The sequence below is a fragment of the Pseudomonas sp. D3 genome, assembly GCF_029320995.1.
Lineage (GTDB): Bacteria > Pseudomonadota > Gammaproteobacteria > Pseudomonadales > Pseudomonadaceae > Aquipseudomonas > Aquipseudomonas paraveronii.
Genome location: NZ_CP119772.1, coordinates 322440 through 346595 on the forward strand (window position 1 = coordinate 322440; position 24156 = coordinate 346595).

The following is a 24156-nucleotide window of genomic DNA, read 5'->3' on the forward strand; positions in this document are numbered from 1 at the left end:
ACGTCTTAGCCCTGGGTACGGTGCCTCATTGCGCGATCCGTTTGCGATAACTGCGCACGCCGATCAATACAATCGCGATCAGCCCGAGCACACCGGCACCTATCCAGTTCAGCATGTCGTAGCTCAGCAGCGGTTTTTCGATGCGCCAGTAGCCCGGCTGCTTGAATAGCTCGCGCATGGCCTGGTTGGTCTGCGCCAGGCTCACGGCCTTGATGCGTTTGACCGGGTCGCTGAAGTGACCGTTGTCGTAGTCGCCCGAGGCGCTCCAGTAATAGTCGGCCAGCGCGCTGTTGCCCTGCACGGCCCAGGCCTGGCGCGCGATGGCGGCCTGTTGCAGGCGGGCGAATGCCGCCGGGTCGAGGCCGTCCTTGAGCAGTTGGGCCTTGAGGTCCTGCAACACCTGTTCGGCTTCGGGGAGGGTTTCCCGTTCGAGGTCGGCATTCAGGCTGAGGAAACCGACGCCGCCGAGCACTTCGCGTTCGCTCCACGGGCCGTAGGACAAACCGTGCTTGAGGCGCAGTTGGCGATACAGCGCCCAGTCGAGGTAGTCCTTGAGCAGGTCGTAGGTTTCGTCATGCTGCTCGTCGAGCACCGGCTCGGGGAACAGCCAGTGCAGTTTGGCGCCGTTGCCGACCCAACCATGGATCAGGTCGCGGTGGCTGGCGGCGGCGTGCTGGATTTCCGGCAGGGCCAGATGCTCGGTCGGCTCGACCGGAACGAGTTGGCCATAGGTGCGTTCCAGATAGGCCGGTAGCAGCTTGTCGAGGTCGCCGACGATGATCAACGTCATGTTGTTGGGGGCGTACCAGTTTTTGCGCAGTTGCTCCAGTTGGTCGCGGGTCAACTGGTTGACCTGGGCGCGTTCGGTGCACTTGAGGCCCAGTTCGACCGCCAATTGGTTGCTGGCGGTGTGGCCCAGGTCCTGGCGGTCCAGCAGGCGTTGCAGGTGTGAGTAGTGGCCGCCGTCCTCGCGCTCGACCACTTGCTTGGCCGCGTTGATATGGGCGTCGGTCAGTTCGGTGCGAGTGAGGATCGCCCGTAGCAGGTCCAAGACCTTGCGCTGGTTTTGCGCGGGCGCCTCGATCACGAAGGTGGTGTCGGCATTGCTGGTGTAGGCGTTCCACTCGCCGCCCAGGGCTTGCATGCGTTCTTCGAGGTCGCCTTCACCGCCGCCGTCGATACCGCTGAACAACAAGTGTTCGAGCAGGTGCGGCAGTTCCTTGTCTGCGCAACGGAAGTCATCCAGGCCCACGCCGACCACCAGGCGAATCGCCACATGCCCGCGTTCGGTGCCCGGCTTGAGCAGTAATTGCAGGCCGTTGGGCAAGGTGTAGCCCTCGACTTGCAGGCGGTCAAAGGCAAAGGCGTGTACAGAGCCCATGAGCAGGCAGGCGAATAACAGGCGACGCATAACTGGCTTCCTGGCGAGTGAGGTCAGTGTTAACTGACTTCACTGGCCGTCTTACGTTCAGGGCGAATGTGTGATGTCGGCAATATCTTCGGCGGAGAGCGCGCCGATGTCGGACGTTTCCAACACTGCATAAGCACTGCTGCAAAACAACGAGTTCAAGCGTTTCATGTCGGCAATCAGTTCCAAATGCAGGGAGCTGGTCTCCAGGCTCTGCACGATCTTGCGTTGCAGACGGCTGACGTGGGCGTGTGCCAGGCGGCGCTCCTGGGCGCGGAAGCGGCGTTTCTCGCGCAGCAATTGGCGCGCGCTTTCCGGGTCGGCACTGAGGAACACCGACAGGCCCAGGCGCAGGTTGGCGATCAGTTGGCTGTGCAGGCCGGTGAGTTCTTCCAGGCCCACTTCGGAGAACTGGCGCCGTTGGGAGGTTTTCTGCTGCTGGACTTTGCGCAGCATGCGTTCGATCAGGTCGCCGGCCAGTTTCAGGTTGATCGACAGCTCGATGATCTCGGCCCAGCGGCGGTTGTCCTGTTCGCTGAGGTCTTCGCGAGGCATTTGCGCCAGGTAGAGTTTGATCGCGCTGTAGAGTGCCTCGACGTCGTCGCTGAGGCTGCGCATTTCCTGGGTGATGGCGGTTTGTTTGCCGCGCAGCACTTCGAGCATCGCGGTGAGCATGTTGTCGATCAGGTCGCCCAGGCGCAGGGTTTCCCGCACTGCGTTGGCCAGCGCCAGGCTTGGCGTGGCCAGGGCGGCGAGGTCCAGGTGGCGCGGCGTGGCCTTGCCGTTGGCCTCTTCCCGTTCGGGCAGCAACCACGCGCAGACCCGGGCCATCGGGCCGATGCTCGGTAGCAGGATCAGGCAACGACTGACGTTGTAGAGCAGGTGGAAGCTAATGACCATGCCTTGGGCGCTGTAATCCAGGCTGTCCATCCACAACACGAGCGGGTCCAGCACCGGGATGATCAACAACAGGCCGATCAATTTGTACAACAGGCTGCCCAGGGCTACCTGGCGTCCGGCGGCGTTCTGCATGTTGGTGCTGAGGAACGCCAGCACGCCGCTGCCGATGTTGGCACCGATCACCAGGCCGATGGCCACGTGCAAACCGATCACGCCGGCGCCGGCCAGGGTGGCGGTCAGCAGTACGGCGGCGAGGCTGGAGTAGGAAATCATCGCGAACAACGCGCCGATCAGGGCATCGAGCAGGATGTCGCCGGTCAGCGAGGCAAACAGCACCTTCACGCCCTGCGCGTGGGTGATCGGCCCGGCGGCTTCGACGATCAATTGCAGCGCGAGGATGATCAGCCCGAGGCCGATCCCGACCCGGCCCAACTGCCCGGCCCGCGTCTGTTTGCGTGTCAGGAAGAAAATCACCCCGAGAAAGATCAGCAGCGGCGACAGCCAGGACAGGTCAAGGGTGAGCACCCGCGCCATCAGCGCCGTACCGACGTCGGCGCCGAGCATGGTCGCCAGCGCGGGCATCAGCCCCATCAGGCCCTGGCCGACAAACGATGTCACCAGCATGGCGGTGGCGTTGCTGCTCTGCACCATGGCCGTCACCAGGATACCTGCGACAAACGCCAGCCAGCGCTTGGACATGTTTTGCCCGATGACGTGGCGCAGGTTGGAACCGTAGACCCGCAGGATACCGGTACGGACGATATGCGTGCCCCAGATCAGCAGGGTCACGGCGGAAAGCAGATTGAGCAAGGTCAGCATGCTCGGCCCCCCGTGTGGGTGGGCTCCAACAGGAGCCAATGAGAGTTGCCGCGTGCCGTTCTACGTCTTGTACTTAAGCTGTAGTTGGCGAATGGAATCTGCGCCAGCATCGCATAGCTAAAGTCGGGATTGAAACAAAACTGTCATGAGATCAATTTTTTGCAGATGAAAAAATGGGGCGCGAACGCCCCATTTCAGCAGCGGATCAAGGTTATTGACCCGGAATGTCCTTGCGCAGTTTCACAGGGTCCTGCTGTTTCTTCTTTTTCGCGATGGCGGTGCGCATCTTGATGTTCACCACTTCCACCGCCAGCGAGAACGCCATGGCGAAGTAGACGTAGCCTTTAGGTACATGCACGTCGAAGGATTCGGCGATCAGCACGGTACCCACTACCACCAGGAACGACAGCGCCAGCATCTTCAGCGACGGGTGCTTGTCGATGAAGTCGCTGATGGTGCCTGCTGCCAGCATCATCACCAGCACCGCGACCACGATCGCGGCGATCATCACCGGTACGTGGGACACCATGCCGACGGCGGTGATGACCGAGTCCAGGGAGAACACGATGTCGATGATCGCGATCTGGATGATGGTGTAGATGAACTTGCCGCCGGTGCCTTTGGGCTCTTCGTGGGTTTCGTCTTCACCTTCCAGGGCGTGGAACATCTCCTGGGAGCTTTTCCACAGCAGGAACAGGCCACCGAAGAACAGGATCAGGTCGCGCCCGGAAATGCCCTGGCCGAAGACCACGAACAGATCGTCGGTCAGGCGCATCACCCAAGCGATGGACAGCAGCAACAGGATACGCGTGACCATGGCCAGGGCCAGGCCGAAGAACCGGGTGCGCGCCTGCATATGCTTGGGCATGCGGCTGACCAGGATCGAAATCATGATGATGTTATCGATGCCCAGGACGATCTCTAGGGCCGTCAGGGTGAAGAAGGCAATCCAGATTTCCGGATTGGTCAGCCATTCCATGTGTATTCCTTTAAGCAAGTGTTAAACCGCGCCAGCTGCAGCGCCGCGCGGTGAGTCGGTAGGATTATAGAGTGCTGAACAGCGGAAAAATCCCCATCAGCAACGCGGCGAACATTATGCACAGGCAAACCAGCACTGCCCACTTCAGGGTGAAGCGTTGGTGATCGCCGAATTCGATACCGGCCAAGGCCACCAGCAGGTAAGTCGACGGCACCAGCGGGCTGAGCAGGTGTACGGGTTGGCCGACAATGGAGGCACGGGCCATTTCCACGGCGGTGATGCCGTAGTGGCTGGCGGCTTCGGCCAATACCGGCAGTACGCCATAGTAGAACGCATCGTTGGACATGAAGAAGGTAAACGGCATGCTCACCAGCGCGGTGATCACTGCCAGGTAAGGGCCCAGGGCGTCGGGAATGACCGCCAGCAGGCTCTTGGACATGGCGTCGACCATGCCGGTACCCGACAGGATGCCGGTGAAAATCCCAGCGGCGAAGATCAGCCCCACCACGGCCAGTACGCTGCCGGCATGGGCGGCGACGCGGTCTTTCTGCTGTTGCAGGCACGGGTAGTTGACGATCATCGCGATACTGAACGCCACCATGAACAGCACCGGCAGCGGCAACAGGCCGGCGATCAACGTACACATCAGGGCCAGGGTCAGTACGCCGTTGAACCAGATCAGCTTCGGACGGCGGGCGTCCGGGTATTGCGACACGCTGATTTCGCTGTGGTCGATCTCGTCGCCCTGCAGGTGCAGTTCACCCAGGCGCGCACGTTCGCGCTTGCCGTACATATAGGCGATCACCAAGATCGCGACCACGCCGGCGGCCATGGCCGGGATCATCGGTACGAAGATGTCTGACGGGTCCACGTGCAGCGCACTGGCGGCGCGGGCGGTCGGGCCACCCCAGGGCGTCATGTTCATCACGCCACCGGCGAGGATGATCAGGCCGGCCATGATCCGCGGGCTCATGCCGATGCGCTGGTACAGCGGCAGCATGGCGGCCACGCAGATCATGTAGGTGGTGGCGCCGTCACCGTCGAGGGACACCACCAGGGCCAGCACGGCGGTGCCGACCGAGACTTTCAGCGGGTCGCCCTTGACCATCTTGAGGATCTTGCGCACGGCCGGGTCGAACAGGCCGGAGTCGATCATCAGGGCAAAGTAGAGGATGGCGAACATCAGCATCACGCCGGTCGGCGCGAGCTTGGTGATGCCTTCGAGCATCATCGGGCCGATCTTCGGCGCAAAACCGCCGAACAGCGCGAACAGGATCGGCACGATGATCAGGGCGATCAGCGCGGACAGGCGCTTGGTCATGATCAGGAACATGAACGTGATGACCATGGCAAAGCCAAGGAAAGTCAGCATAGGAATACTCCAGGCGTAGCGCGGCTAGGGAATGGCGAACCGGGTGGGGTCAGCGCAGAACGAGAGGCACTAGGCTTACGGGCGGAGTGTGGGCGAACAGGCGGGTACGGGCGGACATCGGGAATCACCATTGTTGTTGTTAATAGCCGGTCTGTTGCCGGCAGTGGGGGCGATCCTAGACGCGTTAGCTTTCAGCCAGCTTTCGTTGATCAAACTGGTGATATGGAAATGACACACGGTCTCCAGGCCTGCGCAGATCAAAATGTGGGAGGGGGCTTGCTCCCGATGGCGCAGTGTCAGCCACGGTTGTATTGGCTGATGCACCGCGATCGGGAGCCAGCCTCCTCCCACATTCAGGGCAATTCGAGGCCGCCGGCGGCTTTGTGCAGTGCGCGTAGATGTTCACCGACCTGCTTGAGGTTGGCCTCGCAGGCGGCGATTTCGGCTGAGCGTGACGGGTCCAGCAGCGCCCTCACCTCTTTGTCCAGATCGCCGGTCAGGGATTGCAGCTGTTTTTGGCGCTCGGCGCTTTCCGATTCAAGGCGCTTTGATTCCGAGGGTTGCGGCAGGCCGTAGCCGCTGCTGCCGAGCAGTTCCGCCGGGCGGCTGAGGAAGCCGCTGTTGGCGAGAATTTGTTGCAAGGTGGCGTTGGCTTTCTCCATGCCGCCGTTTTTCAGCTCGCGGGCGCCGAGGTAGCGCTGTTTGACTTCGTCCTGGGCCAGCATCAATTGTTTGCGAAAGCTCGCCTGTTCCAGCAGCAGGAGCGCGGCGCTGGTGCGCAGGTCGGCCTTGTCGAACCATTGGCGGCGCTCTTGCGCACTCAGGGACAGCCAGTCTTCGACCTGGGTCTGCTTGATCGGCAGGTGCTTGCGCAGCACGTCGAACATCGCTTGATAGCGCTCGCGGAACGAGTCGAAGTGATAGCCCAGGCGCAGCGCCTCGCGCTTGTCGTTCAATACGCTGGTGTCGGCCAGGCCGCGCGCCTGCAGGACCTCCAGCAGCCCGTTGGGCGTGATGTTGTCCAGGCCGGTCAGTTGCGGGTTGGCGCTGCCGCTGCGCAACAGTTTCAGGCCTTCGACCGCGCAGTTGTTAGACAGGAAGAAGTAGTTGCCGTCGTAGCTCCAGTGCATTTCAGCCGCGTGCTCGACGGTGTCCTCGATCTCCCGACGCGTCAGCTTCAGCGGCACCGAGGCGAGGCCGCGCAACTCGGTCTTGGTGTACTCGTCGATGACCTGGGCCAGCGGCAGCACGAACAGCCGTGACGGGTACTTGCCCACCAGGCCATCCCAGCTCGACAGCTGTACGTCACCGACAAAGGCGCGGTAGGACAACACCAGATGCTGGTCCAGATCGAGCCGACAGTCCGGGCCGCGAGGGCGACCGGGCGCGCAGATCACCAGGCGCAACATGCTGTGGCCCCAGCGGCTGACCAGGTTCTGGTTGGCTTCGGCGAGCAGGTAATCGATTTCGTAGACCCGTTCCGGGTCGACATGGCCCAGGGGCGTCTTGGCGAAATCGTTGCCGGCGTTGAGAAAGGCGTAGGTCTTGGCGCAGGTGTCTTGCTCGGGCGGCGCCCAGCCAAAGTGTTCCTTGTAATAGCGGAACAGCGCGGGGCGGCGGCAGGCGTAGCTCGGGTCGAGGAGGAAATACTCCATGTTGACCGCGACGAACTCCAGCGGGCTGCTGGTTTCGTAGAGGTCCGGGCTGCGCGCGATCTGGCGGTTGTGCTGCTCGCGTTCACCGCGGCGGCCGACGTATTGCGGCCAGCCGGCGAGGTCCAGCAGGCGTGGGTCGTCGCTGAAGGTGAAGCGGCGGTCGTTCTGGCCACGGCATTGATCGGGCAGGCCGATCAGGCCGGTGATGCTGTTCTGGCGACTGCAACGCCGGATCAGCGTGCGCTCGTCGCTGGGCCACAGGCGCGCACGGTCGTAGATGTGGGTCAGTTCATGCAGCACGGTGGCGAGCATTTCCCGGCGCACGGTGCCGTGGGGGCGGTTGGTCTTGCGGGTGGCGGCGCTGCCGTCGGTCAGGCTGGTGAGCAGGTTGCGGTTCAGGTCCAGTTCGGACACCAGCGAGGCCTGGCCGTAGGCGTTTTCGGGCATCTTATCGGTCCAGCCGACATCGATGCGCCGGTCCAACTGCTCGATAAAGCGCGGCGGCAGTGAGCGCAACGCTTCATCGAGCAACGCCTGGCTGGCCTGCTGTTCGGCTGGGCTCAACCCTTCGGTTATGAGCCGCAGTTGCAGGCTGGCCTTAGCTGCGCCGGCACACAGCAGCAGAGCCCCGGCCAAGAGCCAGGCGTTGAGACGCCTCACAGCGCGAGAATGGCTTCGGCGAGGGTCTGGTCGCTGGCATCACGGGCTTCCGGCACGCGGGTGCGCAGGGTGTCGAAGGCGGCTTCGAGTTGCGCGCCACGGATCTCGCCGTTGGTGGCGACGAAGCTGGCGGCGTCATCGTGGGCTTCGCGCACGATCTTGGAGTCGCGGATCGAGGTGGTGGTGTCCGAGGTGAAATCAATGGTGCGCCCGGAGGCGCGCACGATGATGTTACTGGTGGCCTTCAAGGTTTGCGCATGGGCGACATCGGTCAACAACAGCAGGCCGAGAGCGGCGGCGATCAGCGGGCTACGCATGGAATGACTCCGAAATACAAAGATGGTTATTGGACGAGAATTGCTTGCGCCAGTTCAAGGTCACTGGCGTTAAGTTTTGGTTGGCTGCGGCGCAGACGATCCAGTGCTGATTCCAGTCGAGCCCCCCGCCATCGGCCGTCAGTGGCAATGAATGCGGCGGCATCATCCTGGGCGGCCAGTACCCACTTTCTGTCGAACGGCGCGGAGGTCACTTTGCTGGTGGCATACGCGCTCACGACGGTGCTCTGGGTGGACAGATCAAAGGCCGAAGCCAATGGTGACCAGCAGGCGGAAAACATCACAGGAACGATTAACCGGCGGTATGAAAAAGCCATGGGACTCGACAACTCAAAGCGAGCGCCAAGGCTAGCGCAATGGCCGGGCGAGAGCCAGCGCCGAGGCATCCGGGAGCGGCTGGCGCTCCCTTGTCCCGCCCTGTTATCAGATGGCCAGAATGGCTTGGGCCAGTTGGGCGTCTGTCGCGACGTTCAGTTGTGGCGCTTGCTGGCGGATCTGCGCAAGGGCGCTTTCCAGTTTGACGCCGCGAATGGCACCGGCGCTGGCGACGAAGCTGGCGGCGTCGTCACGAGCGGCACGCACGACCTTGTTGTCACGCAGGGAGGACGTGGCATCGGAGCTCGCATCGGAGGTGGCTTTCAGCGCGCCGACGATGGAGTCGGTGGTGACGATGAAGCTGGACGCGTGGGCGTTGGCGGCGAGGGCCAGCAGGGTGGCGGCGCTCAGCAGGCGAAGACGGGACATGGGGTGACTCCTGTAGATGAACAAATAAGGTCGCGCGGAGCGGCCACTGTGAAGCGGATGTGGATGCCATTGGCATCAGACGCCCGTTCTACACGGTTCGCCACGTGGTGAGCGGATATTAAGCTGCGGCCTGTCCATTCGAAAAGCGCCTTGACTGTCTAGTCACGCCAGAATGGCTTGGACAGCTCGACCAGGCGTTCGCCGGGGCTGATACCCGCGTCGGACAGCTCTCGCGGGTCGAGTTGGGCCAGTTGGTGGCGCTCGTGAGCCTGTTGCAGCCATCTGGAGAGCGTAGCGGCAGTGCGACGTAACAACGAGGTGCGCGGGGTTGGTGGGTTCATGGGGAGCGCCTTTCATGGTGTTTTTGGAAGACCATGTTGAGCGGATCGTTTCGACCGATACAGATACACTGGCGCTTAATTGTACTGCTTAATTGTTGTATTTATTAAACTGTACTGGTTGATCTGCAAGCTATCTGTTCCGGGGCACAAACACCCAAACCCAGAAACAACAAAGCCCGCCTCCGGTTACCCGGTGCGGGCTTTGCTTAACGAATCAGGTTGCTGGCTGTGGACCCGGTAGGTCAGGGCCAGCGAGCGCCTATTAGCGCCAGAACGGCTTGCTCAGCTCTTCGTAGCGTTGTGCTTCGCTGATACCGGCGTCAGCCAGCAGACGCGAATCCAGACGAGCCAGTTGATGGCGGCTGGAGATGCGGCGCTGCCACAACATCAGGTTGGCGATAACGCGCAGAGGCATGGAAGCCTGGGTGTTTACAGCTTTCTCTTCGAAGAACAGATCGGAACTGAGTGTACGTTCCATGATGACATCCTTCCGCTTGTGGCGGGATTAGGTAGTGGTTTAACTGATGCCAATGATCCTCCTCCCGCGCAAGACTCTCTAGATACAGTTCACCTGTATTGTGAGGGGGCAGTTAACTGTTTATGGCTGCTGTACTGTACGGAAATGGGGCAACTGTACCTGTCTGCACTTAATCAGTGCAAAAACGGCATTTTTGAAGGAGTGTGTGGGATATTTCAGTAGGAAAAGACCAGTACAGCAGTACAGTTTTTCCAAGGAGAGGGGGGTGGTGCAACCGAGCTGATGAAACTGTGTGTGCATCAGCTCGGCTGTGTATCGATCAATCCTTGAGCATGTGCCCGGTTTCTTCCAGGTTAATGTGCCAGCTCAGTGCTTCGCGCAGGATGTGTGGGGTGTGGCCACCAATCGCACAAGCGTCGTTGAAGTACTTGTTCAGCGCGTCGCGGTAGGCTGGGTGCACACAGTTGTCGATGATCACCCGTGCGCGCTCCCGTGGCGCCAGGCCGCGCAGGTCGGCGAGGCCCACTTCGGTCACCAGGATGTCGACGTCATGCTCGGTGTGGTCGACGTGGCTGACCATTGGCACTACGCTGGAAATCGCCCCGGCCTTGGCAATCGATTTGGTTACGAAGATCGCCAGGTGCGCGTTACGAGCGAAGTCGCCCGAGCCGCCAATCCCGTTCATCATCCGTGTCCCGCACACGTGCGTGGAGTTGACGTTGCCGTAGATGTCGAACTCCAGCGCGGTGTTGATCGCGATGATGCCCAGGCGGCGAACCACTTCCGGGTGGTTGGAGATTTCCTGCGGGCGCAGCACCAGCTTGTCCTTGTAGTGCTCCAGGTTGCCGAACACGTCGCTGTTGCGACGCTCCGACAAGGTGATCGAACTGCCGGAGGCGAAGGTCAGCTTGCCGGCGTCAATCAGGTCGAACGTCGAGTCCTGCAGCACTTCCGAATACATGGTCAGGTCTTCGAACGGCGAATCGATCAAGCCACACATCACGGCGTTGGCGATGTTACCGATCCCGGCCTGCAGCGGGCCGAGCTTATTGGTCATGCGGCCGGCGTCCACTTCCTGCTTGAGGAAGTTGATCAGGTGGCTGGCGATGCCTTGGGTTTCGGCGTCCGGCGGCGTCACTGTTGAAGGTGAGTCGGACTTGTTGGTGATCACGATGGCGACGATCTTCTCCGGCGGAATCGGGATCGCGGTGCTGCCAATGCGGTCGTCGACTTTTACCAGCGGGATCGGCGTGCGCGTCGGCCGATAGGTCGGGATGTAGATGTCGTGCAGACCTTCCAGGTTCGGGTTGTGCGCCATGTTGATCTCGACGATCACTTGCTTGGCGAAAATCGCGAAACTGGCCGAGTTGCCCACGGAAGTGGTCGGCACGATATGGCCTTGTTCGGTGATCGCGACGGCTTCGATCACGGCAATGTCAGGCAGCTTGAGTTGGTTGTTGCGCAGTTGCTCGACGGTTTCCGACAAATGCTGGTCGATAAACATCACTTCGCCGGCGTTGATCGCCTTGCGCAGGGTGCTGTCGACCTGGAACGGCATGCGTCGCGACAGCACGCCGGCTTCGGTCAGTTGCTTGTCGAGGTCGTTGCCCAGGCTGGCGCCGGTCATCAGGGTGATTTTCAGCGGCGACGTCTTGGCGCGCTCGGCCAGGGCTTGAGGTACGGCCTTGGCTTCACCGGCACGGGTGAAGCCGCTCATGCCGACGGTCATGCCGTCCTCAATCAGTGCGGCGGCATCAGCCGCGCTCATGACCTTGTTCAACAGCGAAGGCAAGCGGATACGATCACGGTACATGGATTGTTATCTCGGGATACGGAGGCAAGGTATGCAGTTTAGTGATTTCAAAAAATTTCGGCCCGCTACCATGGTCGAATGCCGGGCAGCGATTTAAGGCCTTTGGTCGGTTTTCATGCTGCAATAAAAAACCCTAGCCTACTGGAGGCCAGGGTTTCGGGTGTTGCGCTGGCGCAGTGTTATTCGACAGCCTTGACCATGTCTTCGATAACCTTCTTGGCGTCGCCGAAGACCATCATGGTTTTGTCCAGGTAGAACAACTCGTTGTCCAGGCCGGCATAGCCGCTGGCCATCGAGCGCTTGTTGACGATGATGGTCTTGGCCTTGAACGCTTCGAGGATCGGCATGCCGGCAATCGGCGAGTGCGGGTCGTTCTTGGCGGCCGGGTTGACCACGTCGTTCGCGCCGAGCACCAGTACTACGTCAGCCTGGCCGAATTCGGAGTTGATGTCTTCCATCTCGAACACCTGGTCGTAAGGCACTTCGGCCTCGGCCAGCAGCACGTTCATGTGTCCGGGCATACGGCCGGCCACCGGGTGGATCGCGTACTTTACGGTCACGCCGCGGTGGGTCAGCTTTTCGGTCAACTCCTTGAGTGCGTGCTGTGCGCGTGCCACTGCTAGGCCATAGCCCGGCACGATGATCACGGTATCGGCGTTGGTCAGCAGGAACGTGGCGTCGTCGGCCGAGCCGGACTTCACCGGGCGCGCTTCTTTCGAGCCGGCCGCAGCACCGGTATCCGGCGCATTGCCGAAACCGCCGAGCAGCACATTAAAGAACGAGCGGTTCATCGCCTTACACATGATGTACGACAGGATCGCGCCGCTTGAGCCCACCAGGGAGCCGGCGATGATCAGCATCGAGTTGTTCAGCGAGAAGCCGATCCCTGCCGCTGCCCAGCCGGAGTAGCTGTTGAGCATCGAGACCACCACCGGCATATCGGCGCCGCCGATCGGGATGATGATCAACACGCCCAGCACGAACGCCAGGGCCAGCATCAGCGCGAAGGCGCTGAGGTTGCCGGTGAACATGAAGGTCAGGCCAAGCCCCAGCGTGGTCAGGCCGAGCACCAGGTTCAGTTTGTGCTGGCCGGCGAACTGTACCGGTGCGCCTTGGAACAGACGGAACTTGTACTTGCCCGACAGCTTGCCGAAGGCGATCACCGAACCGGAGAAGGTGATAGCACCGATAGCGGCGCCAAGGAACAGCTCCAGGCGATTACCGGCGGGGATCGAGTCGCCCAAGTTTTTGACGATGCCCAAAGATTGCGGCTCGACCACGGCGGCAATGGCGATAAACACCGCTGCCAGGCCGATCATGCTATGCATGAAGGCGACCAGTTCCGGCATCTTGGTCATTTCCACGCGCTTGGCCATGATCGAACCGGCGGTGCCGCCGATCAGCAGGCCAACGATCACGTAGCCAATGCCGGCGGTGGCAAGCTCAGCGCCCAGCTTATAGATGAGGCCCACGGTGGTCAGTACCGCCAGCGCCATGCCGAGCATGCCGAACAGGTTGCCGCGTCGCGAAGTGGTTGGGTGCGACAGGCCTTTGAGGGCCTGGATGAAACAGATCGACGCAATCAGGTAGAGCGTCGTGACGAGATTCATGCTCATTACTTCGGCGCCTCTTCTTTTACTTTCGGGGCTTTCTTCTTGAACATCTCAAGCATCCTGCGAGTCACCAGGAAGCCGCCGAACACGTTGACCGCTGCCAGGGCCACGGCCAGGGTGCCCATGGTCTTGCCCAGCGGTGTAACGGTCAGTGCGGCGGCCAGCATCGCGCCGACGATCACGATTGCCGAGATCGCGTTGGTCACGGCCATCAGTGGCGTGTGCAGTGCGGGGGTAACGTTCCAGACCACGTGGTAACCGACATAAATCGCCAGCACAAAGATGATCAGGTTGTAGATACCGGGGGAGATAAGCTCTTCCATCGTCTGAATCCCTGCTTAGGCGTTTTTGCGGATGACTTGGCCGTCGCGGCACATCAGGCACGCGGCGACGATGTCGTCTTCGAGGTTGATTTCAAACTGCCCTTCCTTGTTGAAGACCAGCTTCAGGAAGTCCAGCAGGTTGCGCGCATACAGGGCCGACGCGTCAGCGGCGACGGCACCTGCCAGGTTGGTCGGGCCGCAAATGATCACCCCGTTTTCCACTACCACCTGATCGGCGACAGTCAGCGGGCAGTTGCCACCTTGAGCGGCGGCGAGGTCGATCACCACCGAGCCCGGCTTCATTTGTGCAACCGTATCGGCGCTGAGCAGGGTCGGGGCCTTGCGGCCCGGGATCAGGGCGGTGGTGATGACGATGTCGGCCTGCTTGGCGCGTTCGTGGACGGCCAGGGCCTGGCGTTGCATCCAACTGGTCGGCATCGGGCGTGCGTAACCACCGACGCCGACGGCGCATTCACGCTCTTCGTCGGTTTCGTAGGGCACGTCGACGAACTTGGCGCCGAGGGATTCAATCTGCTCCTTCACGGCCGGGCGCACGTCAGACGCTTCGATCACTGCGCCCAGGCGTTTCGCCGTGGCGATGGCCTGCAGGCCCGCGACGCCAGCGCCGAGGATCAGCACGCGCGCGGCTTTCACCGTACCGGCGGCAGTCATCAGCATTGGCATGAAGCGTGGGTAGTGATGGGCGGCCAGCAACACGGCCTTGTAACCGGCGATGTTGGCTTGGGACGACAGCACGTCGAGGCTCTGGGCCCGCGAAGTACGCGGCGCGGCTTCCAGCGCGAAGGCAGTGATGCCCTGCTCGGCCAGCTTGGCGATGGTTTCGTTGCTGAACGGATTGAGCATGCCCACCAACACGGTGCCGCTTTTGATCAGCGTCAGTTCGCTGTCGCTGGGGGCCACCACTTTTAGGATCAGCTCGGTGCCGAATGCATCGCTGGCGCTGCCTATGGTTGCACCTGCCGTTTCATAGGCACTGTCGACGATGCTGGCTTTAATACCCGCCCCGCTTTGTACAGTGACCTTATGGCCCTGGCCGATCAGCTTCTTGATGGTTTCCGGGGTGGCAGCCACCCGCGTTTCACCGGTCTGGGTTTCGAGAGGAACACCAATGTGCACGTCAAATCTCCTGCATGATCTTTTTGCTTTTGATCTTATTGTAAAAAGGCCAGCGCACCGTGAGTGGCACATCTGGGGCGGCCGATCAGCACGATCCCGCTGAAATGACAGCGGGGCGCGGCATTTTGCAGGCGAACTTTACGGCCTTCAAGGGATTATGACGGGTGACGAAAAATTAACTACAAGTCACCCTGTGACTGATTGCCGCAATGCTTTTAAATAACCCATTTAAATACAGATACTTAACATGACTATTTGGACTTTTCTCGGTTTCGCAATCGCCGTTGTGAATAGTCGGGCATTGGCCGGTAATAGTCGCTACAAGCTATGAGGGTTATGGCTTTGAGCCATATTTTCGTCGTACAAGTACAGTTTTCTTAAATGCGACATTTACGGATATCTGTAGTATTTGATGTTATCTGACTACATAGTCCATAAGTGGCGTTTGGTCCTTATATTCCTGGGCTGTAGCGCTTCGACTGGTCGATCAGCCAGTCCCTGAAGGCGTGCAGGGATGCGGATTCGACTTTTCTGTCAGGAATCATCAAGTAATACGCCTTCGAGTTGCTCAGCGCTTCGGGGCTTGCGATTACCAGTTGGTGCTCGGTCAGTTCGCGCTGGATGAGGAACGGTGGAATCAGCGCAATGCCCATGTCATGCATGGCCGCCTGGGACAACATCGAGAATAGCTCGTAACGGGGACCCGTCATGTCGCGGGGGATGTTCAACTGTTGCGCGTTGAACCACTGGCGCCAGGCATAGGGCCGCGTGGTCTGCTGCAGCAATGGCAGTTCCGCGATTTCCTGTGGGCTGAAATGTGTGCGGCTGCCGAGTAAGCGCGGGCTGCACACGGGGACGGGGTTTTCTCCCATCAGCCGGTGGGACTCGGTACCGGACCAGTCGGCATCGCCGAAATAGATCGCGGCGTCGAATTCAGTGTCGGCAAACAGGAAGGGGCGCGTGCGGTTGGTGAGGTTGACCGTGACTTCCGGGTGCTGGCGCTGAAAGTCCTTGAGGCGAGGGATAAGCCATTGGGTGCCAAAGGTCGGCACCACCGCCAACTCGATGACGTTCGCGCCCTGCTGCCCCATGACCGACAAGGTGTCGCGCTCCACCGCGTCCAATTGCGTGGCGACGCGACGGCTATACGACAGGCCCGCTTCTGTCAGCTTGACCCCGCGCCGCGAGCGGCGAAACAGCTCGACACTTAAAAACTCCTCAAGGCTGGCGATCTGCCTGCAAATGGCGCCCTGAGTGATGGAAAGCTCCTGCGCAGCCTTGGTAAAGCTCTCGTGGCGGGCCGCAGCTTCAAAGCTGACAAGGGCGGTGGTGCTGGGGATTTTTCTGCGCATGTACCTTGTCCTCACTTATAAGGCGCATTTGCGCCCTTCTCGGCTATTACGGAGTGAGAAATTAGCACAAGCCTATGCAAAAACCTCGTTTGCCCTCTGCACTTGCCGGGCCTAGTCTGCATCCACGACTTCTGATTTTCTTTGCGAGGACTTATTCATGGCTGGCAAGGCAAGCTTCAACTGGATCGATCCACTGCTGCTGGATCAACAGCTCACCGAAGAAGAGCGCATGGTGCGCGACAGTGCTGAGCAATTCGCCCAGGACAAGTTGGCGCCAAGGGTGCTCGAAGCCTTCCGCCATGAAAAGACCGACCCTGAGATCTTTCGCGAGATGGGTGAGACCGGCCTGTTGGGCGCGATGATTCCCGAGCAGTACGGCGGCAGTGGCCTGAATTATGTCTGCTACGGGTTGATTGCACGTGAGGTCGAGCGAGTCGACTCCGGTTATCGCTCGATGATGAGTGTGCAGTCTTCACTGGTCATGGTGCCGATCAATGAGTTCGGCACCGAAGCGCAAAAACAGAAATACCTGCCGAAACTGGCGTCGGGTGAGTGGATCGGTTGCTTCGGTCTGACCGAGCCTGACCACGGGTCCGACCCTGGCGCGATGATTACCCGGGCGCGCAAGGTAGATGGCGGCTACAGCCTGACCGGCGCCAAGATGTGGATCACCAACAGCCCGATTGCCGATGTATTCGTGGTGTGGGGCAAGGACGATGCCGGTGATATCCGCGGTTTTGTCCTGGAGAAAGGCTGGAAGGGCCTGAGCGCTCCGGCGATTCACGGCAAGGTCGGCCTGCGGGCTTCCATTACCGGCGAGATCGTCATGGACAATGTGTTCGTGCCCGACGAGAACATCTTCCCGGATGTGCGTGGCTTGAAAGGCCCCTTCACCTGCCTTAACTCCGCTCGCTACGGGATCTCCTGGGGTGCGCTGGGGGCTGCCGAGTTCTGCTGGCACACCGCTCGCCAGTACACCCTTGATCGTCATCAGTTCGGTCGGCCATTGGCAGCGACCCAGCTTATCCAGAAGAAGCTCGCGGACATGCAGACCGAGATCACCCTGGCCTTGCAAGGTTGCCTGCGCCTGGGGCGGATGAAGGATGAAGGCACTGCGGCGGTGGAAATTACTTCGATCATGAAGCGCAATTCCTGCGGCAAGTCGCTAGATATCGCACGCATGGCGCGGGATATGCTGGGCGGCAACGGCATCTCCGATGAGTTCGGGGTGGCGCGTCACCTGGTAAACCTGGAGGTGGTGAACACCTATGAAGGTACCCACGATGTACACGCCTTGATTCTGGGGCGTGCGCAAACCGGTCTTCAGGCGTTCTATTAATAGGAGCACGGGCATGGGCGCGCTTTCGCATCTGCGGGTACTGGATTTGTCGCGAGTACTGGCGGGCCCCTGGGCCGGGCAGATTCTCGCGGATCTTGGGGCTGAAGTGATCAAGGTCGAGCGGCCGGGTAATGGTGACGACACGCGTGCCTGGGGGCCCCCCTTCCTCAAGGACGCGTATGGCGAGAACACCAGTGAGGCGGCGTATTACCTGTCCGCCAACCGCAACAAAGAGTCGGTGACCATCGACTTCACGCAGCCGGAGGGGCAGAAGCTGGTGCGTGACCTGGCGGCGAAGTCCGACATCCTCATCGAGAATTTCAAGGTGGGCGGCCTGGCGGCGTATGGGTTGGACTATGCGTCGCTCAAGGAGGCCAACCCGGCGTTGATCTATTGCTCTATCACCGGGTTTGGCCAGACGGGGCCTTATGCGACTCGTGCAGGCTACGACTTCATGATCCAGGGGTTGGGCGGACTCATGAGCCTGACGGGGCGGCCTGAGGGTGATGAGGGGGCGGGGCCGGTGAAGGTGGGGGTGGCGCTGACTGACATCCTCACGGGGCTCTATTCAACGGTGGCGATCCTGGCGGCGCTGGCTCATCGCGAGCGTGATGGCGGCGGGCAACATATTGATATGGCGCTGCTGGATGTGCAGGTGGCTTGCTTGGCTAACCAGGCGATGAACTACCTGACGACAGGTGTGCCGCCAAAGCGCCTGGGCAATGCGCATCCGAATATCGTGCCCTATCAGGATTTTCCCACGGCCGATGGTGACTTCATCCTGACGGTGGGGAATGATGGGCAGTTCCGTAAGTTCGCGGAGGTTGCGGGTCAGCCGCAGTGGGCGGATGACCCGCGTTTCGCGACCAATAAGGTGCGGGTGGCCAATCGTGCGGAACTGATTCCCTTGATTCGCCAGGCGACGGTGTTCAAGACGACGGCCGAATGGGTGTCGCAACTGGAGCGAGTCGGCGTGCCGTGTGGGCCGATCAATGATCTGGCGCAGGTGTTCGCGGATGCCCAGGTCAAGGCGCGCGGGCTGGCGATTGAGTTGCCTCACGCACTGGCGGGGATGGTGCCGCAGGTTGCCAGTCCCATCCGGTTATCCAAGACCCCCGTGGAGTACCGTAGTGCGCCTCCTTTATTAGGTGAGCATACGGTCAGGGTGTTGCAGGAAGTACTGGGGTTGATGCCGGCAAATGTGGCTGCTTTAAAAGAGGCAGGGGTTATCTGAGTCCTCTCTTCTATATAGAGCGCGGTGAAGAGCGCTATATAGAAGAAAGTTGGTGATTTTTTAGCCAATTATAACTAATGGTTAAATAAGCAAAATTAAGGGTTGACGGCAAATCCTGTACGTCTATAATTCGCCCCACTTCCGGCGCAGTCGAAACGGAAAACTCCTTGGTAAACAAAGAGTTATACGAGATTCGACAGCGGCCTGCTTCAGTTCATCGAGGCCTGGAAGGAGTTGGTAGAGCAGTGTTGTTTGGCTCTATTAACGTTTCGATCTTCTCGGTCGAAAGCGGAGAAAAAGAGGTGTTGACAGCAGCGTGTAACGCTGTAGAATTCGCCTCCCGCTAACGAGAGATCGGAAGCGCAAGTGGTTGAAGTTACAAAGGAAACTTTGAAAACTTCTGAAAATAATCACTTGACAGCAAATGAGGCTGCTGTAGAATGCGCGCCTCGGTTGAGACGAAAGATCTTAACCAACCGCTCTTTAACAACTGAATCAAGCAATTCGTGTGGGTGCTTGTGGAGTCAGACTGATAGTCAACAAGATTATCAGCATCACAAGTTACTCCGCGAGAAATCAAAGATGTAACCAACGATTGCTGAGCCAAGTTTAGGGTTTCTTAAAAACCCAAAGATGTTTGAACTGAAGAGTTTGATCATGGCTCAGATTGAACGCTGGCGGCAGGCCTAACACATGCAAGTCGAGCGGTAGAGAGAAGCTTGCTTCTCTTGAGAGCGGCGGACGGGTGAGTAATGCCTAGGAATCTGCCTGGTAGTGGGGGATAACGTTCGGAAACGGACGCTAATACCGCATACGTCCTACGGGAGAAAGCAGGGGACCTTCGGGCCTTGCGCTATCAGATGAGCCTAGGTCGGATTAGCTAGTTGGTGAGGTAATGGCTCACCAAGGCAACGATCCGTAACTGGTCTGAGAGGATGATCAGTCACACTGGAACTGAGACACGGTCCAGACTCCTACGGGAGGCAGCAGTGGGGAATATTGGACAATGGGCGAAAGCCTGATCCAGCCATGCCGCGTGTGTGAAGAAGGTCTTCGGATTGTAAAGCACTTTAAGTTGGGAGGAAGAGCAGTTACCTAATACGTGATTGTTTTGACGTTACCGACAGAATAAGCACCGGCTAACTCTGTGCCAGCAGCCGCGGTAATACAGAGGGTGCAAGCGTTAATCGGAATTACTGGGCGTAAAGCGCGCGTAGGTGGTTAGTTAAGTTGGATGTGAAATCCCCGGGCTCAACCTGGGAACTGCATTCAAAACTGACTGACTAGAGTATGGTAGAGGGTGGTGGAATTTCCTGTGTAGCGGTGAAATGCGTAGATATAGGAAGGAACACCAGTGGCGAAGGCGACCACCTGGACTGATACTGACACTGAGGTGCGAAAGCGTGGGGAGCAAACAGGATTAGATACCCTGGTAGTCCACGCCGTAAACGATGTCAACTAGCCGTTGGGAGCCTTGAGCTCTTAGTGGCGCAGCTAACGCATTAAGTTGACCGCCTGGGGAGTACGGCCGCAAGGTTAAAACTCAAATGAATTGACGGGGGCCCGCACAAGCGGTGGAGCATGTGGTTTAATTCGAAGCAACGCGAAGAACCTTACCAGGCCTTGACATCCAATGAACTTTCTAGAGATAGATTGGTGCCTTCGGGAACATTGAGACAGGTGCTGCATGGCTGTCGTCAGCTCGTGTCGTGAGATGTTGGGTTAAGTCCCGTAACGAGCGCAACCCTTGTCCTTAGTTACCAGCACGTAATGGTGGGCACTCTAAGGAGACTGCCGGTGACAAACCGGAGGAAGGTGGGGATGACGTCAAGTCATCATGGCCCTTACGGCCTGGGCTACACACGTGCTACAATGGTCGGTACAGAGGGTTGCCAAGCCGCGAGGTGGAGCTAATCCCAGAAAACCGATCGTAGTCCGGATCGCAGTCTGCAACTCGACTGCGTGAAGTCGGAATCGCTAGTAATCGCGAATCAGAATGTCGCGGTGAATACGTTCCCGGGCCTTGTACACACCGCCCGTCACACCATGGGAGTGGGTTGCACCAGAAGTAGCTAGTCTAACCTTCGGGAGGACGGTTACCACGGTGTGATTCATGACTGGGGTGAAGTCGTAACAAGGTAGCCGTAGGGGAACCTGCGGCTGGATCACCTCCTTAATCGACGACATCAGCTGCTCCATAAGTTCCCACACGAATTGCTTGATTCATTGAAGAAGACGATAAGAAGCAGCCCGAAATTGGGTCTGTAGCTCAGTTGGTTAGAGCGCACCCCTGATAAGGGTGAGGTCGGCAGTTCGAATCTGCCCAGACCCACCAATTTTGTGTGGGAACCTGTAGAAATACGGGGCCATAGCTCAGCTGGGAGAGCGCCTGCCTTGCACGCAGGAGGTCAACGGTTCGATCCCGTTTGGCTCCACCACTACTGCTTCTGAAGTTTGAGAGCTTAGAAATGAGCATTCCATCGTGATGATGGTGAATGTTGATTTCTAGTCTTTGATTAGATCGTTCTTTAAAAATTTGGGTATGTGATAGAAAGATAGACTGAACGTTACTTTCACTGGTAACGGATCAGGCTAAGGTAAAATTTGTGAGTTGCTCTTAATTGAGTATTATCGAATTTTCGGCGAATGTCGTCTTCACAGTATAACCAGATTGCTTGGGGTTATATGGTCAAGTGAAGAAGCGCATACGGTGGATGCCTTGGCAGTCAGAGGCGATGAAAGACGTGGTAGCCTGCGAAAAGCTTCGGGGAGTCGGCAAACAGACTTTGATCCGGAGATGTCTGAATGGGGGAACCCAGCCATCATAAGATGGTTACCTTACACTGAATACATAGGTGTAAGGGGCGAACCAGGGGAACTGAAACATCTAAGTACCCTGAGGAAAAGAAATCAACCGAGATTCCCTTAGTAGTGGCGAGCGAACGGGGACTAGCCCTTAAGTGGCTTTGAGATTAGCGGAACGCTCTGGAAAGTGCGGCCATAGTGGGTGATAGCCCTGTACGCGAAAATCTCTTAGTCATGAAATCGAGTAGGACGGAGCACGAGAAACTTTGTCTGAATATGGGGGGACCATCCTCCAAGGCTAAATACTACTGACTGACCGATAGTGAACTAGTACCGTGAGGGAAAGGCGAAAAGAACCCCGGAGAGGGGAGTGAAATAGATCCTGAAACCGTATGCGTACAAGCAGTGGGAGCCTACTTTGTTAGGTGACTGCGTACCTTTTGTATAATGGGTCAGCGACTTATTTTCAGTGGCGAGCTTAACCGAATAGGGGAGGCGTAGCGAAAGCGAGTCTTAATAGGGCGTCTAGTCGCTGGGAATAGACCCGAAACCGGGCGATCTATCCATGGGCAGGTTGAAGGTTGGGTAACACTAACTGGAGGACCGAACCGACTACCGTTGAAAAGTTAGCGGATGACCTGTGGATCGGAGTGAAAGGCTAATCAAGCTCGGAGATAGCTGGTTCTCCTCGAAAGCTATTTAGGTAGCGCCTCATGTATCACTGTAGGGGGTAGAGCACTGTTTCGGCTAGGGGGTCATCCCGACTTACCAAACCGATGCAAACTCCGAATACCTACAAGTGCCGAGCATGGGAGACACACGGCGGGTGCTAACGTCCGTCGTGAAAAGGGAAACAACCCAGACCGTCAGCTAAGGTCCCAAAGTTATGGTTAAGTGGGAAACGATGTGGGAAGGCTTAGACAGCTAGGAGGTTGGCTTAGAAGCAGCCACCCTTTAAAGAAAGCGTAATAGCTCACTAGTCGAGTCGGCCTGCGCGGAAGATGTAACGGGGCTCAAACCATACACCGAAGCTACGGGTATCACTTAGGTGATGCGGTAGAGGAGCGTTCTGTAAGCCTGTGAAGGTGAGTTGAGAAGCTTGCTGGAGGTATCAGAAGTGCGAATGCTGACATGAGTAACGATAATGGGTGTGAAAAACACCCACGCCGAAAGACCAAGGTTTCCTGCGCAACGTTAATCGACGCAGGGTTAGTCGGTCCCTAAGGCGAGGCTGAAAAGCGTAGTCGATGGAAAACAGGTTAATATTCCTGTACTTCTGGTTATTGCGATGGAGGGACGGAGAAGGCTAGGCCAGCTTGGCGTTGGTTGTCCAAGTTTAAGGTGGTAGGCTGGAATCTTAGGTAAATCCGGGATTCTAAGGCCGAGAGCTGATGACGAGTTAACTTTTAGTTAACGAAGTGGTTGATGCCATGCTTCCAAGAAAAGCTTCTAAGCTTCAGGTAACCAGGAACCGTACCCCAAACCGACACAGGTGGTTGGGTAGAGAATACCAAGGCGCTTGAGAGAACTCGGGTGAAGGAACTAGGCAAAATGGCACCGTAACTTCGGGAGAAGGTGCGCCGGTGAGGGTGAAGGACTTGCTCCGTAAGCTCATGCCGGTCGAAGATACCAGGCCGCTGCGACTGTTTATTAAAAACACAGCACTCTGCAAACACGAAAGTGGACGTATAGGGTGTGACGCCTGCCCGGTGCCGGAAGGTTAATTGATGGGGTTAGCTAACGCGAAGCTCTTGATCGAAGCCCCGGTAAACGGCGGCCGTAACTATAACGGTCCTAAGGTAGCGAAATTCCTTGTCGGGTAAGTTCCGACCTGCACGAATGGCGTAACGATGGCGGCGCTGTCTCCACCCGAGACTCAGTGAAATTGAAATCGCTGTGAAGATGCAGTGTATCCGCGGCTAGACGGAAAGACCCCGTGAACCTTTACTATAGCTTTGCACTGGACTTTGAATTTGCTTGTGTAGGATAGGTGGGAGGCTTTGAAGCGTGGACGCTAGTTCGCGTGGAGCCAACCTTGAAATACCACCCTGGCAACTTTGAGGTTCTAACTCAGGTCCGTTATCCGGATCGAGGACAGTGTATGGTGGGTAGTTTGACTGGGGCGGTCTCCTCCTAAAGAGTAACGGAGGAGTACGAAGGTGCGCTCAGACCGGTCGGAAATCGGTCGTAGAGTATAAAGGCAAAAGCGCGCTTGACTGCGAGACAGACACGTCGAGCAGGTACGAAAGTAGGTCTTAGTGATCCGGTGGTTCTGTATGGAAGGGCCATCGCTCAACGGATAAAAGGTACTCCGGGGATAACAGGCTGATACCGCCCAAGAGTTCATATCGACGGCGGTGTTTGGCACCTCGATGTCGGCTCATCACATCCTGGGGCTGAAGCCGGTCCCAAGGGTATGGCTGTTCGCCATTTAAAGTGGTACGCGAGCTGGGTTTAGAACGTCGTGAGACAGTTCGGTCCCTATCTGCCGTGGACGTTTGAGATTTGAGAGGGGCTGCTCCTAGTACGAGAGGACCGGAGTGGACGAACCTCTGGTGTTCCGGTTGTCACGCCAGTGGCATTGCCGGGTAGCTATGTTCGGAATAGATAACCGCTGAAAGCATCTAAGCGGGAAACTAGCCTCAAGATGAGATCTCACTGGGACCTTGAGTCCCCTGAAGGGCCGTCGAAGACTACGACGTTGATAGGTTGGGTGTGTAAGCGCTGTGAGGCGTTGAGCTAACCAATACTAATTGCCCGTGAGGCTTGACCATATAACACCCAAGCAATTTGACTACTCGAAAGAGCATCAGATTGCGGTGTGTGAAGACGAAACGAACCGAAAGTTC

General features: G+C 58.4%; 17 protein-coding genes, 2 tRNA genes and 2 rRNA genes. 6 read left to right on the forward strand and 15 right to left on the reverse strand.

Annotation, left to right across the window (positions count from 1 at the left end; translation table 11 throughout):
• Window positions 1–25 precede the first annotated feature (25 nt).
• The 15 genes from P3S72_RS01465 to P3S72_RS01535 all read right to left on the reverse strand — a co-directional run bounded on the left by P3S72_RS01465 (window position 26) and on the right by P3S72_RS01535 (window position 15929).
• On the reverse strand, window positions 26–1411 hold the full coding sequence (locus tag P3S72_RS01465) for a pitrilysin family protein (protein WP_276195674.1): 1386 nt from the start codon (window positions 1409–1411) through the stop codon (window positions 26–28).
• 57 nt (window positions 1412–1468) lie between these two features.
• Window positions 1469–3127 carry a Na/Pi cotransporter family protein gene (locus tag P3S72_RS01470; protein ID WP_276195676.1) on the reverse strand — a complete coding sequence of 553 codons (1659 nt, stop codon included), beginning with the start codon at window positions 3125–3127 and terminating at the stop codon, window positions 1469–1471.
• 211 nt (window positions 3128–3338) lie between these two features.
• Window positions 3339–4106, reverse strand: coding sequence for a TerC family protein (locus P3S72_RS01475; RefSeq protein ID WP_276195678.1), 768 nt, complete (start codon window positions 4104–4106; stop codon window positions 3339–3341).
• A 64-nt stretch (window positions 4107–4170) separates the two neighbouring features.
• Window positions 4171–5478: a CitMHS family transporter gene (locus P3S72_RS01480; protein ID WP_247406788.1), complete on the reverse strand. Its 1308-nt coding sequence runs from the start codon at window positions 5476–5478 to the stop codon at window positions 4171–4173.
• A 353-nt stretch (window positions 5479–5831) separates the two neighbouring features.
• The gene (locus tag P3S72_RS01485) at window positions 5832–7793 is read right to left on the reverse strand and encodes a DUF4105 domain-containing protein (protein ID WP_276195680.1); all 1962 of its coding nucleotides are present in this window, start codon (window positions 7791–7793) and stop codon (window positions 5832–5834) included.
• A complete protein-coding gene (locus tag P3S72_RS01490) occupies window positions 7790–8110 on the reverse strand; it encodes a DUF2388 domain-containing protein (RefSeq protein WP_247403113.1) in 321 nt (106 codons plus the stop codon). The genes P3S72_RS01485 and P3S72_RS01490 overlap by 4 nt, the downstream gene beginning before the upstream one ends.
• 26 nt (window positions 8111–8136) lie before the next feature.
• Window positions 8137–8445, reverse strand: a complete 309-nt coding sequence (locus tag P3S72_RS01495; protein WP_276195682.1) for a DUF2388 domain-containing protein — start codon at window positions 8443–8445, stop codon at window positions 8137–8139.
• A gap of 106 nt (window positions 8446–8551) precedes the next feature.
• Entirely contained in the window at window positions 8552–8872 is a 321-nt protein-coding gene (locus P3S72_RS01500) for a DUF2388 domain-containing protein (protein WP_276195683.1), read from the reverse strand.
• 158 nt (window positions 8873–9030) lie between these two features.
• Window positions 9031–9213: a DUF1127 domain-containing protein gene (locus P3S72_RS01505; RefSeq protein WP_276195684.1), complete on the reverse strand. Its 183-nt coding sequence runs from the start codon at window positions 9211–9213 to the stop codon at window positions 9031–9033.
• Window positions 9214–9475: 262 nt separating this feature from the next.
• On the reverse strand, window positions 9476–9691 hold the full coding sequence (locus P3S72_RS01510) for a DUF1127 domain-containing protein (protein WP_099236514.1): 216 nt from the start codon (window positions 9689–9691) through the stop codon (window positions 9476–9478).
• A 319-nt stretch (window positions 9692–10010) separates the two neighbouring features.
• Window positions 10011–11504, reverse strand: coding sequence for an acetyl-CoA hydrolase/transferase family protein (locus tag P3S72_RS01515; RefSeq protein WP_276195686.1), 1494 nt, complete (start codon window positions 11502–11504; stop codon window positions 10011–10013).
• A gap of 179 nt (window positions 11505–11683) precedes the next feature.
• Window positions 11684–13120 (reverse strand): NAD(P)(+) transhydrogenase (Re/Si-specific) subunit beta, encoded by a 1437-nt coding sequence (locus tag P3S72_RS01520; protein WP_253400318.1) that lies wholly within the window; start codon window positions 13118–13120, stop codon window positions 11684–11686.
• Window positions 13120–13440, reverse strand: a complete 321-nt coding sequence (locus P3S72_RS01525; RefSeq protein ID WP_003187417.1) for an NAD(P) transhydrogenase subunit alpha — start codon at window positions 13438–13440, stop codon at window positions 13120–13122. Before P3S72_RS01525 ends, P3S72_RS01520 begins: the two co-directional genes overlap by 1 nt.
• Before the next feature lie 15 nt (window positions 13441–13455).
• The gene (locus P3S72_RS01530; RefSeq protein ID WP_276195691.1) at window positions 13456–14577 is read right to left on the reverse strand and encodes a Re/Si-specific NAD(P)(+) transhydrogenase subunit alpha; all 1122 of its coding nucleotides are present in this window, start codon (window positions 14575–14577) and stop codon (window positions 13456–13458) included.
• Between the two features lie 452 nt (window positions 14578–15029).
• Window positions 15030–15929, reverse strand: coding sequence for a LysR family transcriptional regulator (locus P3S72_RS01535; RefSeq protein ID WP_276195692.1), 900 nt, complete (start codon window positions 15927–15929; stop codon window positions 15030–15032).
• A 157-nt stretch (window positions 15930–16086) separates the two neighbouring features.
• Here P3S72_RS01535 and P3S72_RS01540 point away from each other — a divergent pair, with 157 nt between their 5' ends.
• The 6 genes from P3S72_RS01540 (at window position 16087) to P3S72_RS01565 (ending at window position 24081) form a co-directional block, all read left to right on the forward strand.
• On the forward strand, window positions 16087–17268 hold the full coding sequence (locus P3S72_RS01540) for an acyl-CoA dehydrogenase (protein ID WP_276195693.1): 1182 nt from the start codon (window positions 16087–16089) through the stop codon (window positions 17266–17268).
• A 13-nt stretch (window positions 17269–17281) separates the two neighbouring features.
• Entirely contained in the window at window positions 17282–18502 is a 1221-nt protein-coding gene (locus P3S72_RS01545) for a CaiB/BaiF CoA-transferase family protein (protein WP_276195694.1), read from the forward strand.
• A gap of 639 nt (window positions 18503–19141) precedes the next feature.
• Window positions 19142–20678, forward strand: a 16S ribosomal RNA gene (locus P3S72_RS01550).
• A gap of 82 nt (window positions 20679–20760) precedes the next feature.
• Window positions 20761–20837: transfer RNA gene (locus P3S72_RS01555), tRNA-Ile, on the forward strand.
• 27 nt (window positions 20838–20864) lie between these two features.
• Window positions 20865–20940, forward strand: a tRNA-Ala gene (locus tag P3S72_RS01560).
• A 249-nt stretch (window positions 20941–21189) separates the two neighbouring features.
• Window positions 21190–24081, forward strand: a 23S ribosomal RNA gene (locus P3S72_RS01565).
• The 16S and 23S rRNA genes sit together here with 2 tRNA genes alongside, the layout of an rRNA operon.
• The last annotated feature ends 75 nt before the right edge of the window (window positions 24082–24156 follow it).